Source organism: Roseibium sp. MB-4, from assembly GCF_053005265.1.
Genome location: NZ_JBRKQB010000003.1, coordinates 141263 through 155533, shown reverse-complemented (window position 1 = coordinate 155533; position 14271 = coordinate 141263). Strand labels below are relative to the sequence as shown.

At 55.4% G+C, this 14271-nt stretch carries 8 protein-coding genes and 1 tRNA gene; 5 read left to right on the top strand and 4 right to left on the bottom strand.

Features of this window, described 5'->3' with window-relative positions:
• Positions 1-65: 65 nt before the first annotated feature.
• From dnaN to gyrB, 3 genes are all read left to right on the top strand, one after another.
• Positions 66-1184 (top strand): DNA polymerase III subunit beta, encoded by a 1119-nt coding sequence (gene dnaN / locus ACVDG4_RS17230; protein WP_133949345.1) that lies wholly within the window; start codon positions 66-68, stop codon positions 1182-1184.
• 21 nt (positions 1185-1205) lie between these two features.
• The gene (recF, locus tag ACVDG4_RS17225) at positions 1206-2363 is read left to right on the top strand and encodes a DNA replication/repair protein RecF (RefSeq protein ID WP_447236022.1); all 1158 of its coding nucleotides are present in this window, start codon (positions 1206-1208) and stop codon (positions 2361-2363) included.
• A 122-nt stretch (positions 2364-2485) separates the two neighbouring features.
• On the top strand, positions 2486-4939 hold the full coding sequence (gene gyrB, locus ACVDG4_RS17220) for a DNA topoisomerase (ATP-hydrolyzing) subunit B (protein ID WP_447236020.1): 2454 nt from the start codon (positions 2486-2488) through the stop codon (positions 4937-4939).
• A 68-nt stretch (positions 4940-5007) separates the two neighbouring features.
• Here gyrB and ACVDG4_RS17215 read toward each other — a convergent pair whose 3' ends face one another.
• On the bottom strand, positions 5008-7080 hold the full coding sequence (locus ACVDG4_RS17215; protein WP_447236019.1) for an EAL domain-containing protein: 2073 nt from the start codon (positions 7078-7080) through the stop codon (positions 5008-5010).
• A gap of 325 nt (positions 7081-7405) precedes the next feature.
• Between ACVDG4_RS17215 and ACVDG4_RS17210 the strand changes: the two genes are divergently transcribed.
• The gene (locus ACVDG4_RS17210) at positions 7406-7822 is read left to right on the top strand and encodes a septal ring lytic transglycosylase RlpA family protein (protein ID WP_447236018.1); all 417 of its coding nucleotides are present in this window, start codon (positions 7406-7408) and stop codon (positions 7820-7822) included.
• 360 nt (positions 7823-8182) lie between these two features.
• Here ACVDG4_RS17210 and ACVDG4_RS17205 read toward each other — a convergent pair whose 3' ends face one another.
• On the bottom strand, positions 8183-9736 hold the full coding sequence (locus tag ACVDG4_RS17205) for a cryptochrome/photolyase family protein (protein ID WP_447236017.1): 1554 nt from the start codon (positions 9734-9736) through the stop codon (positions 8183-8185).
• A 217-nt stretch (positions 9737-9953) separates the two neighbouring features.
• On the opposite strand from ACVDG4_RS17205, the gene ACVDG4_RS17200 reads away from it, so the two are divergent.
• Positions 9954-10030 (top strand) — tRNA-Arg (locus tag ACVDG4_RS17200).
• 121 nt (positions 10031-10151) lie between these two features.
• Here ACVDG4_RS17200 and ACVDG4_RS17195 read toward each other — a convergent pair.
• Together ACVDG4_RS17195 and ACVDG4_RS17190 are read right to left on the bottom strand one after the other, a co-directional pair.
• A complete protein-coding gene (locus tag ACVDG4_RS17195) occupies positions 10152-11378 on the bottom strand; it encodes a glycosyltransferase family 2 protein (RefSeq protein WP_447236016.1) in 1227 nt (408 codons plus the stop codon).
• Between the two features lie 129 nt (positions 11379-11507).
• Positions 11508-14270 (bottom strand): glycoside hydrolase family 9 protein, encoded by a 2763-nt coding sequence (locus ACVDG4_RS17190; protein ID WP_447236014.1) that lies wholly within the window; start codon positions 14268-14270, stop codon positions 11508-11510.
• Position 14271: the final 1 nt, after the last annotated feature.

Here is a 14271-nt window from a genome sequence, read left to right as displayed (position 1 = left end):
GGAGCCCATAAGAATTCAGTCGACCGGACGTTCTGTCTGGTGTTTCACGAGTACGGATGTAGCGTATGAAAGCGACCCTCGAGCGGACCGACCTCCTCAAGTCCTTGACCCATGTGCACCGGGTGGTCGAACGCCGGAATACTATCCCGATCTTGTCCAACGTTTTGCTGCGTGCCGATGGTGGGGCCTTGAACCTGAAGGCCACCGACCTGGATCTTGAGATTGTCGAAACCGTGCCGGCCATGATCGAAATGCCAGGTGCCACGACAGTTCCAGCGCACATGTTCTATGACATTGTCAGAAAACTGCCGGAAGGGTCCCAGGTTGTTCTGGAAACGACCGGAGACGACACCACACTGGAGATCCGGGCCGGCCGTTCGAAATTCACCCTGCAGATGCTGCCGGAAACCGATTTTCCAGATCTGACCGCTGGTGATTTCAGCCACGGCTTCACCTTGAGCGCGTCGGACATCCGCAAACTGATCGATACCACGCAGTTTGCGATCTCCACCGAGGAAACCCGGTACTATCTGAACGGGATCTATCTGCACACTGTCGACGCTGCCAACGGCCAGCAATTCCGAGCTGTTGCCACCGACGGCCACCGTCTGGCGCAGGCAGAGGTCGCCGCACCCTCCGGCTCCTCCGGCATGCCAGGCATTATTGTGCCGCGCAAGACAGTCGGCGAAATCCAGAAGCTCTTGGAAAATCCGGAAGCGGACGTGCAAATTGAGTTGTCGGACACCAAGATCCGCATCACAACAGATACGGTTGTTCTGACATCGAAACTCATCGACGGCACCTTCCCGGATTATGGCCGTGTGATCCCGCAAGGGAATGACAAGGAAATGCGCGTTGACCGCGATGAATTCAAAGAAGCGGTTGATCGCGTCTCGACCATTTCATCCGAGCGCGGACGTGCTGTGAAGTTGGCACTTGGCGATGGGCGCATGGTTTTAACCGTCAACAACCCGGATTCTGGCAGCGCGACGGAAGAGCTGGCTGTGGAGTACGACTCGGATCCGTTGGAAATCGGCTTTAACTCCCGATACCTGCTCGACATTGCAAACCAGCTCAGCAGCGACACGGCCCTGTTCCGTCTGGCAGATTCCGGATCCCCGACCCTCATTCAGGACAATACAGTCGACGACTGTTTGTTTGTTCTGATGCCAATGCGGGTCTAATCGCGCCAACGGAAACCGGTCATGACTGCACCCCGGTCGGCACGGCTGACCCGTCTAACCCTGACCGGCTTCCGTAACTATGCCACCATGGGCATCGGCTTGTCGGCAGGCATGGTGGCCTTTGTCGGCGCAAATGGCGCCGGCAAAACAAATATCCTGGAAGCGATCTCCTTTCTGACGGCGGGGCGCGGACTGCGCCGGGCGGCTTTGACGGATATTGCCCGCGTTGGCGGCGATGGGACATGGAGTGTCTCTGCCAAGATCTACCTTGATGATATGGAGACAAGTCTTGGGACCGGAGCCACTGCAGGTGTTCCCGGGCGCAAGGTGCGGATCGATGGTGAGGATATGCGCTCCTCGGAGAGCCTGCTCGACTATATGCGGGTGCTTTGGCTGGTTCCGTCAATGGATGGGCTGTTTACAGGCCCCGGATCCGACAGGCGCCGGTTTCTCGACCGCCTGACCCTTGCAATCGACCCGGCGCATGGGCGCCGTGTCAGCGATTTTGAAAACGCCCTCCGGCAGCGCAACAAGCTGCTGGACCAGGGTGGGTCGGATGCTTACCTCAGCGCCCTCGAACTTCAAGTCGCAAGCCTCGGGACAGCCGTCTCATTTGCCCGTCAGGAAACCGTCGGCCTGCTGAAGCAGATGATTGACGGCCAGCCCGCTGAAAACTCGACCTTTCCGCAAGCAATACTCTCGCTCGAAGGCACGTTTGAAGCCGAGACGATCGGTATGAGCGCTTCAGATCAGGAAGATCATTACCGACGGCTTCTGGAACAAGGGCGGTGTAGGGATCGCGCGGCAGGACGCACTTTGACCGGACCGCATTTGAGCGATCTGAAAGTCCGTCATGCCGCCAAGGACATGCCTGCAGCTCAGTCCTCTACCGGAGAACAAAAAGCACTCTTGATTGGGCTCGTTCTGGCGCACGCTGAACTCACGGCAAAAGTCTCCGGAATGACACCGGTTTTGCTGCTTGATGAGGTCGCCGCCCATCTTGACCCGGACCGCCGGGCAGCACTTTTTGAACGCCTGGATGCCCTCGGCGGTCAGGTGTTTATGACCGGCACCGATGCCTCCCTCTTCGATGCTTTGCCGGTTCATTCCGAAGTGTTTGAAGTGGGCAACAACGAAGCCCGGCTGATCCGGGCTTCCGGAGCCCATAAATCCGCCTGAATCTTATGGTTTTCCACTATATTCCCGCCCTGAACGGGCCTGCAGCGAGCGTGCAGTTGAACGCCTGTTGGAACACCGTATAACGTGGCCAAGAAACAAAAACCGATTGGTGAATGATTCGCATGAGCGATATGTCTACGCCCGAGCCTGGCGCCACTCCCGAAGCAGAAAATGGTGCCGAATATGGCGCCGACTCCATTAAGGTTCTGAAGGGTCTGGATGCGGTCCGCAAACGCCCCGGCATGTATATCGGCGACACCGACGACGGGTCGGGCCTGCACCACATGGTCTATGAGGTTGTCGACAACGCGATTGACGAAGCCCTGGCAGGTCATGCCGACCACGTGACCGTGACGCTGAACCCCGATGGGTCGGTGACGGTTTCCGACAACGGCCGCGGTATTCCGACCGATCTTCACCCTGAAGAGGGGGTTTCGGCAGCCGAGGTCATCATGACCCAGTTGCACGCCGGGGGTAAGTTCGACCAGAACTCCTACAAGGTCTCTGGCGGCTTGCACGGCGTGGGTGTCTCCGTGGTGAATGCGCTGTCCACGAAACTGGATCTGCGGATCTGGCGGAACGACCAAGAACACTTCATGACGTTTGCCCATGGCGATGCTGTGGGCCCGCTCGAAGTTGTCGGACCAGCTAACGGAAAAAAAGGCACGGAAGTCACCTTCCTGCCATCCCAAGAGACGTTCACCAAGACAGAGTTCGATTTTGCAACGTTGGAGCATCGCCTCCGGGAACTTGCTTTTTTGAACTCCGGTGCCCGCATTATCCTGACCGACAAGCGCGGCGTGGAAGATGTGGTTGAAGAACTTTATTACGAGGGCGGCCTTGAAGCCTTTGTCCGCTACCTCGACCGGGCCAAACATCCACTCATCGAAACACCGATCGCGGTGCGGGCGGAAAAAGACGGCATCACTGTCGAAGCCGCCATGTGGTGGAACGACAGCTATCACGAGCAGGTTTTGTGCTTCACCAACAACATCCCGCAACGGGATGGCGGGACGCACTTGGCCGGCTTCCGCGGCGCGTTGACCCGCCAAGTCACTGGCTACGCTGAATCGACCGGGTTGATGAAAAAGGAAAAGGTCTCCCTGTCCGGTGACGACTGCCGCGAGGGCCTGACCTGCGTCCTTTCGGTCAAGGTTCCGGACCCGAAGTTCTCGTCGCAGACAAAGGACAAGCTGGTTTCATCCGAAGTCCGGCCGGTGGTTGAAAACCTGATCTCCCAGACCTTGAGCGAATGGCTGGAAGAAAATCCGGCACCGGCGAAGACCATTGTCTCCAAAGTTGTTGAAGCAGCGTCTGCCCGGGAAGCTGCGCGTAAAGCCCGTGAACTCACACGGCGCAAGGGCGCGCTGGATGTTGCGTCTTTGCCGGGAAAACTTGCCGACTGCCAAGAACGTGATGCTTCCAAGGCCGAACTCTTCCTAGTGGAGGGAGATTCCGCGGGCGGCTCGGCAAAACAGGGCCGGCACCGGGAAAATCAGGCGGTTTTGCCGTTGCGGGGTAAGATCCTGAACGTTGAGCGAGCCCGCTTTGACAAGATGCTCTCTTCCAACGAGATCGGAACGCTGATCACTGCCCTTGGCACCGGGATCGGCAAGGAAGAATTCAATATCGAAAAACTGCGCTACCACAAGATCATCATCATGACCGATGCTGACGTGGACGGCGCGCACATCCGAACCCTGCTTTTGACCTTCTTCTTCCGGCAAATGCCCGAGCTGATCGAGAACGGCTATGTCTATATCGCCCAGCCTCCGCTCTATAAGGTCAAACGTGGTCAATCGGAGCAATACCTGAAAGATCAGGAAGCGCTCGAGAATTATCTCATCGCGCAAGGTTCGGACGACACCTCGTTGAAGCTTGCAAACGGCGAGGTCCGAACTGGCCAGGATTTGCGGCAGGTCGTTGAGACCGCGCGAGCGATCTCTGACATCTTTGACGGCCTGCACTCACGTTACAACCGGGATGTGGTCGAGCAAGCCGCCATTGCGGGTGCCCTCAACACCGAAATCCTGGAAGACCAAGGCAAGGCTGATGAAGCTGCTGCCTATATCGCCCGGCGGATGGACATCCTCGCCGATGAGTTTGAGCGTGGCTGGACCGGAGAAGCCCGCGACGACGGCAGTCTGGTATTCACCCGCACAGTCCGGGGCGTTCAGGAAGTCGCGACGATCGATGCAGCATTGCTCGGCTCGGCGGACGCCCGCCGACTTGCAGCCCATGCCGACCACCTGAACGAGGTGTATGGCAAGGCAGCCGTCTTGCAGCGCAAGGATGTTCCAACAGAGATCCGCGGCCCGCGCGCGCTGCTGCAGCACATTTTTGCCTTCGGGCAAAAAGGCATCTCTCTGCAGCGGTACAAGGGGCTCGGAGAAATGAACCCTGACCAGCTTTGGGAGACTACACTGGACCCGAACGTACGCTCGCTCCTGCAGGTCAAGGTGCGTGAGGCCGACGATGCCGACGACATCTTCACAAAGCTCATGGGCGATGAGGTTGATCCCCGCCGGGAGTTCATTCAGGACAACGCCTTGGCGGTTGCCAACCTGGACATCTGATCGGTTACTACGGATATCAAAAAGCGGCCAAGGCCGCTTTTTTTAGCACTCACTATCATCGGCACACATTAAGCGGCTTCGGGCCACGGCTCCGGGCGGCCGAAGTAAAAACCCTGTGCCGCTTCGATATCCAACATTCTCAGGAAGTCCGCTTCTGCTTTGGTCTCGACATGCTTTGCAATCGTCTTCAGCCCCAGCTCCCGGGCGGCTCCCACCAGTGCCTTTAACAAGCCGGCTTTTGCCGGGTCCTCGAGGGCCTCTTGTGCAACCCCCGCCGCCAGTTTGACCCAGTCGACCCGCAATCCGGTCAACCGGGACAGCACTGGCCAATGACCGGCGAAATCATCGATCGCGGTCTGGCACCCCAGATCGGATACAAACTTGATGAAGTAGGAGATGTCCGCCGGTTCGCGCAGAAAGTCTTTTTCCGAAATCTCGAGGCAAAGACGGGAGGCGAGCAACGGGTTGACTGAAAGCCGTTGATACAGGCTATCCCGGAAGCCTGCATCCCTTGCAGATTCAGCCGACACATTCATCGTCAACGTGGTGCGATTTGCGGAGCGCTCAGCAGCGTCCAAGACCTTGTCTAGGGTCCAACTGTCGACTTGTGCGATAAAGCCGGACCGTTCCGCCGCGCTGATCCAGGCCTTTGATGACAAACCCTGCGACCGATCTCCCTGAAGACGCAACAATATTTCTGCTCCGCACTTCTTGTTCCGGCTCAAGCAGATAATCGGCATGGAATAGAGTGCCAGTTCACCGGCCTGAAAACTGCCTGGCTCCGGCAAAACGCCGACGCCTTGCCCAACCGAACGCCAGTCTTGCGGCCGCACCGTGTGAACTTGGACCGAATGCCCCCCGAAACGCTTGCCGCGCAGACACGCCCGGTCCGCCAATCCAAGAAGCGCGGCACCATCACAACCTTCAACCGCAAACCAATCCGCTGCATACGCTACGCCGACCGATCCACCGATTGTGAAAACCCGATCAGAAACCTCCAGGCGGATCCTTGCAAAAGCGTCCAGTATTTCCCCGGCAACGGCCATCGCGGCCTCTTTATTCACCGCAGGGAGCATGCCGGCAAATTCGTCTCCACCAATTCGGGCAGCCGTGCCGAACTCGCCCAGGGTTAGAGCCAGACTTGACGCTACCCTTTGCAGCATGTCGTCACCTGCGTCATGCCCCCCGAGATCGTTGACCTTCTTGAATTCATCAAGATCGATGTAAAACACAGCCAAGCCGCTGCTTTCATCACGCGCCAGTCGTTGTAGCTCGGTGTCCAGCGCCCTTGTAAACGCCCGCCGGTTTGCCAGACTTGTAAGCGGGTCCTGATAGGCCAGCCTGCGGTTCTCAGCGATTTCATGGGGGCAATCCACATTCCTGCGAATGATTGCCATCATGCCGGCATCATCACCGCCAACATCGGCTGGCAGAGGAACCAGCCTGATTTCGCACATCTTTCTATCCGCATCGGTACCCGGCATGGGCCCGGTTTGCGGAATGTAGAGTGTCTGAACGACGTCAACCGAACACTCGCTCAGCTGAGCGGCAAGGTCTTCTGCGTTATAACTGCCACCAATCGTCTCCAGTATCCGCGCAGCACGCACCTCAGCTGGATCCACGGCATCAAAGATCAGCACCTCGTCTGGGAAATGCTTCAGTGCAACGCCATTGGGGAGAGAACCCTGCGCCTCCAAACGCGCCAATGAAGCCTTCACAGCTTTCAGATTGTCCGGCTTTTCACGCTCATCCGCGATGTCCTGCTCGAATTGAATGAGCACTGCCGGTTGGTTGTTTGCGAAAGAGACGAAAGATGTGCAGAGAATCTTGCGGCAAAGTACGGTTCCGCAGCGAAATTCCAGTGTGCCGTTGGACTGGATCGGCACTCCACTCAAAGAGGTGGACAGCGCGACTTGAACCCGGTCCCATCCATCAGTTGTCATCATATCAGTTAAAAACTGATAAGGACCTGGATCTGCGGCGGTCTCGCAAAGGTCCAGCAACTGGCTATTTTGCAGAATAATTCGGCCATCCAAGCCGACATAAGCAGCAGGGACCGGCATCACTTCCAGTAGATCAGCGTAAAGCGTCGTCTCGTCGAGCTTCTCTGAGGCCGTGACCTCCATGTTCGAAGCACGCATTAATCCTTGTCTGATCTGCACCAGATCATCCCTCTCAAACAAACAACTGAGGACGCAGAAACTGAAATACTAAGGCGTCAGATTCGATAGCCTTACCTAGCATATGTATCCGGGGGATTTTCTCGCACTTTCGTTACCCACAGGACTTCGTATTAATATAGTTAATTTGATTTTACTATTTTGATATATATTTTTATTAAAATTTTACTCAATTCAGTGCCGATGTAGTATTTGCCACAGTTTCATCATGCCTTCGCGTTAAGAGAGCCGTTCATGTCGAAACGCGGCGGCACAGAACCGCCTGTTGATAGTACGGGATCAGTTCATGCCAAAACCAACCTCGCTCAAAGTGCGGAATTCCGTTTTTACAACGCTTGTCCTCAGCAGTATCGCTTGGGCTGCTCCGACAAAGGCAGAGGAAGCGTTTGTTCAATGCGGCAAGGCCTCTTGGTACAATCTGCGGGGCACAACAGCCAGCGGAGAGCAGGCGGACCCAAACAAGCTGGCGGCTGCGCATCCAAGCCTGCCTTTCGGAACACTGGCAACGGTTACCAATCTTAAGAATGGCAAGTCGGTTGTGGTTCGCATCAACGACCGTGGTCCTTTCGTGAAACGCCGCATCATCGACGTGACGCAGGCGGCCGCTCAAAAACTCGGTTTTGTACAACAGGGGATTGCAAAGGTGAAAGTGACGAGCACCACACCTTTAGCTGGAAAAAACACTCCGGATAACTGCCAATAAAAACTGCGGAATGACGCGTATCGGTCAATCTAATGACGCTTCATTCACGTTTTCGGAGAGCTTCAAGGCTTTCATATAACTATATTTTTTTGACTTCGAGGTACCACCCATAACGATCAAGAATGAATAACGATCAGTCGCATCTCGGTAAATCAAAAAATAAAATATTTTACGGTAATGACATTACCCCGGTATGCCGCTAGAGTTGCGCCCGTGGTCGATGGGGCCACGTGCACAGTAACTTTTTTCGCGCAGTCTTTAATGGCTGCGCGTTTTTTTTGTTCACGGTTGATGGCCGAGAAATCGTCCATGCGATCAGTGAAAGTTTTTACTTAATATTTACCATGTAATTTTTGCTAATTACACCAGTTCGCCAGCATCAAGCTTTTCCAGGAAAGTCTTCGCACTGTCCAAGTATTCCTGCTTCGTCTCATCCGACATCCGCCGCCAGGTCGCATAAGGCTGGCCAAGCCGCGGGTTGGATCCCAGGTCGTCGGCATGCCGATCAAGGAAGTCCCAGTAAAGCGCGTTAAACGGGCACGCCCCTTCCCCGGTCTTTTTCCGCACACTGTAATCGCAGTTCTCGCAATAATCGGACATCTTGTTTATGTAATTGCCGCTGGAAATATAGGGCTTTGAGGCGAGCAATCCGCCGTCTGCAAACTGGCTCATGCCGAGCGTGTTTGGCAGTTCGACCCACTCATACGCGTCTGCGTAAACGGCCAGATACCATTCGTGGACCTCGACTGGATCAACACCTGCCAGAAGCGCGAAATTACCAGTCACCATCAACCTTTGAATATGATGGGCATATGCCTCTTCCAGCGTCTGTCCCACGGCTTCTTGAACACATTTCATGGACGTTTCTCCTGTCCAATAAAATGCTGGTAGTGGGCGCTTTCCTTTCAACGCGTTTTCGCGCGCGTAACCGGGCATTTTCAACCAGTAGATCCCGCGGACATACTCTCGCCAGCCGAGGATCTGACGAATGAAGCCTTCAGCTGCATTCAAAGGACATTTGTCTTCGTAATATGCCTCTTCAACCTTCTCACAAACAGTTCTCGGGCTGAGCAAACCGGCATTTAGGTAGGCAGAGATGACTGCGTGATACAGAAACTTTTCACCTCTTAACATGGCGTCCTGGTAGGTTCCGAAGTTCTCAAGTGCCACCTTCAGAAAATGATCAAACGCCTCTTCGGCCTGTGCGCGAGTGACCGCAAACCAGAACGGTTCCAGTTGGCCGATGTGGTCCTCAAACCGGTTTTCGACGAGATCTAAAACCTCTTGGGTTATTGCATCCGGCTTGAACTGAAGAGGCGCCGGCATAAAGAGATCTTGCTTGGCGGGCTTTCTGTTTTCCGCATCATAATTCCACTTGTCTCCGACGGGTTTGTCCCCGTCCATCAGCAGCCCGGTTGACTTGCGCATCTCGCGGTAGAAGTTCTCCATGCGCAGCTGCTTTCGGCCGTCGGCCCAGCCGCGAAAGGTACTGGCATCGCAGAAAAACCGGCTATCTGTCTTAATCTCAACCGGCAGACCCAGAACGTCTTGCCATTGTCTCATGTTCTCAAGAACGCGCCATTCCCCAGGCTCTGTGACCACGACACGTTCAGGCGCAAGCCGTCTGACCGCCCGTCTGACCTCTCCTTCAAAGGACCCGGAATTGTCCGTGTCTTCCAACTGTACGTATTCGACAGTCCAACCGGCGTCCCGCAGCTCCTGCGCGAAGTGACGCATGGCGGAAAACAGAAAAACAATCTTCTTCTTGTGGTGCGGCACATAGGTGGCCTCTGCCATCACTTCAGCAATAAGAATTGCATCAACTTCTGGATCCGCCTGGCGTAAACTTGAGATATCGGCAGAGAGCTGATCCCCGAGGATCAAGATAAGGTTGCGGCATGTCTTTGCGCTCATGTGATCTCACGTCGCTCGTTGATGGTTCCTAACCATACGCAGCAAACGCTTGAGCCTATCACCTTGGGCGGGTTTTTCTGTGCAACGGGACGCGTGCAGCTTTGGGATTAGAGCACGGAGTGAAGCTGTTGCTTTTTATCAAAAAGCCGTTGCCTCTTTTCGCGGTCTCTTGTATCAGGACCTTCTATCCGCCGCGCGGTGAACGCGCGCCTGACAAGCACCCGTAGCTCAGCTGGATAGAGCGCTGCCCTCCGAAGGCAGAGGCCAGAGGTTCGAATCCTCTCGGGTGCGCCATATTTTTCGTTCTTATTGCTTTGTAACCGTAGTTTTCCAGTCGTCGATCTTCAATCGATCTTTCGTCATCTAATCCGCTATGGAAGTCGAACGTATCCGTTCGCTGTTCGGAGAAATAACCTTAGTTCTCGGAGCTGTCAGCGTCTCTTTCCGTGCGGGCCCAACCAGCCCTTTTTGGTCTGAACACAGCCACTGGATACTTGGCGATGCGCACAAAAACATGCGCCACAAGTCTGAAGAGGTTTCGTGCAGGGATGACATCCCGGCCATACCCCCACCAAGCCGCCAGTGTCGCGATCAAAAAAGCCACCATCGTTCCACAAGCCATTCCAAGGGGCATCAAAGGCAGCTTCAAGAGGGCCGTCAGGATCAAAGCGCTCAAGACTGCGGCACCTTGCAGGAAGATAAGGATCGTCAAGGGAGGCACGAGAACACTCGCGGTCAACGCGGCCGCAGACCACCGGCCCTGAGCAAGGTGTTTCGGCAAACGCGACAAAGCCCCCCCCATGAGCGAGAGATGACCGCGTACCCACCTGGATCGCTGGGTCGTGGCGCCCTCGATCGAGTGCGGCAGAGGGCTCAGGATGATCGCTTCATCGCAGAAAATTGGAGGGGTGCCTTGAGATGCGAGATCCAGACCCAGTTTCATGTCTTCCACCAGATGCCCATGCGCCAGATCAGCCTTTGCAAGAACGTTCCAAGGAAACGCCATACCACTGCCAGTCAGGAGCGAGGGACCGTGCAAATTGCAGACACCGAGCAGACGAACCCAGTTTTTGAGACGGAAGGTGAAGACCGAGACTTTCTGCGCAATCGTGTCTTCAGACTGAGTCATCAGATACCGCGCCTGGACAGGACGCCCCAAGTGGCCCGCCACCTGCCGGATCCTGTCCAACGCCGAGGCTTCGGGTACGCAGTCGGCATCCAAAATCACCACGCAGCCGGGCGGGTTTTGCTCGAGTTGGCGAACACCAAAATCAAGAGCGAATCCCTTCCCGCGGTGATCCGGATCATTTCGCTCGATCACTTCGACCCCGTTCCGACGCGCAACCGACGCGGTGTTGTCGGTGCAGTTGTCGGCAACAACCAGGATCCGATCAAATGGAAAAAGCCCCTTTTGGCTTGCTTTCAAGGTTTCCGTCAACCCCGCTTCCTCATTGTGCGCCGGTATGAGAACAACCATCGGAGCGCGCTCTTCTGAACACTGAATTTGCCGCTTTGGCAAAAAAACGGCTGCAAGAACTTCAATGCAATAGACAACTGTCATGACAAGTGTGATCGACACCCAAACCAAAAGCCCGGTGTAGGTCACAGCTCCCAACAGAGTTATTGTATCGGTTGCCGGCATTCGGCAGGCTCCTGCAAAATTAGCGGATGAAAAGACATAAACTCCAGCAACTGGTAGTCACCGCAAGGCATCTGCACTGTCATAAGCGTTGGCAGTCATCCTGTCTTGCCTTTGATGGGGCTGATTTGCCTAATCTGCATCGCCTTGCCCATCGAGATAGAGTGCCAGTGCAGCGATCGGACCGATCGTCTGATGCACTGTGTATTCCTGCTGTATGATCACATCTGGAAACTCTATTAGGTTTTCAAAATACGGAATTGCAAACCGTGATGGTTCAACCTTGGTGTTTTGGGACTGAGATGTCAGTCCAACCTCCGCAAGCGAAGACCACGACGGTCCGAAGATCCATCCATAGGCGAAGGCATTTGCCGGAGCCCAACCGTAGATAATGATCCCCGGCGGGGCTTGAACGCCCATCGCACGATGATCTTCATGAAGGGGATGCAGTATTTGCCGTGCTCCCACTCCGGTCATAAGGCTCATCCCGGTTTGGTTTGCACCAAGCAGACCATTCAGGGTTTCGAGCACAAGCCCAGTTATGGCGTTGTCTCCTGTCAACATGTGCGTTCGCATAGCCAACTGCGCTATTCCAGAATCTGGCGGACCGCCCTGTCCCCATCCCGCAGGAGCGTAAGGGTGTTTCATGCTGGGATAGGAGTTCGTTTCCTGGGCCTCCAGTAGAAGCGTCGTTTCTGATTTGAAGAGATTTTCCAGCGTCTTGCGTATGCCTTGGTCCGTTTCCGAGCTGTTGATGTAGTCCCAGGCGGCATCGCTCTTTTCCAGATACAAGTCCCATTGTTCCCTCAGCCGTTCTTCTGCGGCTGTTCGAAATCTCAGCTCTCCAGTTGTGCGATAGAGAGAACTGGCAGCAACAACGCGGAGCGTTTCAGCTTCCTCCTTCAATTTTATACGTATTTCGGGCCAGCCTTCAGAATCTGAGTAGCCTCCGGCAACCAAACCCGCGACCGCATCAGCGTAAAAAGCATCCAGGTCGGTAAATCCAGCCTCGGCAGCGTCCCAGGCCCGAGAAGCACTGTCCATGTAGACAGCGGCAAGATCCGGTTGGCCGTAGGCTTCCAAATGCCGTGCAAGGCTTCCAGCGATTGCCGCATATGTGTAGGTGCTGCTGATGTCAGGTGCATATGTGAAAACAGGGAGGGTTTCCAGAAAACTGGCAGTGCCCAGCATTGGATGTCCAGCGCTTTCAATTCCGCCCCGGACTGTTCCATCAGGACCTTGCAGTCTGCGGAAAAAGTCGATCGTCCATATGGCTTCATGAAGGAGGTCCGGTAGGTCATCGGTGCCGGCATAAAGCTCTGGATCCAAATACTCTGAGGATTTCGGAATGCCATAGGATGTCCTCAGGCGGTCCGCGGGCAGATAGTCGAGAAGATCAAGAAACAGGCGGGACACGCGAAGATGCACAATATGACGATCCCAATCACCGGCATCCATATAGCCTCCCCAATAGTTGGCCCCGGCCAATTTTCCATTGCGCCATGTGCTGTTGGCCGCATCCTCAAACGGCACAAGCCCCAACGTGCCGTGGCTGGAGAACGACAGAGGCAAGGTGCTTTCGGCGATTTCCACATTCAGACCTGGAACGAAAGCAGCCGGCCGCTTAAAACCAAACCGCCCATCCAGCGCGATCCCGCTGCGATGATTGTAAAGCCCTCCAAGTGCTGATCTGCCAATGTCTTTCCAGTGGTCTGAAGACACCTGGAACACATCGGACACGCCGAGCCCATCCACACGAATCCGGTAGCTCCCGTTCTGCTTTGGCATCCAGTCGCTGTAATCCATCTCAAAAACGTAAGTGCCGGCCCGGTTGGCCGAATAAGCGCGACGTGCGGTGGCACCTGGAGCCACTGTGGGTGGCAGCGCAGACTGACTGTCGAGAATTTCGATCGTCTCCAAAGAAACTGCACCGACTGTGGCGAATACCGCGGCAGCATCTTCGGCACCGGACAGCCTCTGTAGCACGATACGCTCGCCAGTTTGAAAATCGTGGCCTGGCACAGTGATTGACGCAGCCCCGGATGTCTCGATCCCGGTTACAGGTATCGCTCGCTCTTCGAGTGCCGCGTAATCAATTAGCGGCGACCCCAGTCCATTCCATGGCTCTTTCGCGTCCGGCAACGACTTGAGTTTCATATCGGCGGAGTACACGACGGACCCTGCTTCATCCAGAATTGAGAAGCTGGCGAGACCGTAACTGCGGAAATCAATCGCGCCGGCACTTGGGCCTCCTGGAACCCACAACGCGAGATACGCTTTTTTTGAGTGATCTTCCGGGGAGTGTCCTGCCTGTGTGGACCGAATGCCTAGTGCACGTGTTATTGACGGGTCATAGGTGAACGTGGTCTCGGAAAACAGGTCACCAGGCCAGCTAAGGGTGTGTGTCCCGGGCTCCAAAGGATGGCTCATTTTCAGAAACACCTGGTGTTTCATCGCCGCTGCCGTCTGGCTGCGACCGGATGATGACCGATAGAAGCCGGAATCGTAGGGAAGCGATTTCCTGTAGACAGACGTGATGGCCGGCTGGCCGTTTAATCGGTATCCGTCGGCCTGATCGACAACCGCTCGGTCGAGCAACTCAGCCGGTGGCGTGTCGGCCAACCTGAGATGGCGCCGCTCGGGACCGATCACCATCCCCCAGGTGTCGTCATGCGCAATCCAGGCCCCCACCGGTTGGGGGAGCGAACTTTCAAGCTCAATGATCGCACCACGTCTAAAGTTGGGATCTTTGATCTCAACACTGAGCATATCGGGCGTTGCAATCGTGACTTCCGCGATACGTAGATCTTTCGCAAAACCAGATCCTGTGGCCATAAGAAGCCAGACAATTCCCAGCCATAGTCTCAGACGAAAAACCGGGAGCACATCATCCATT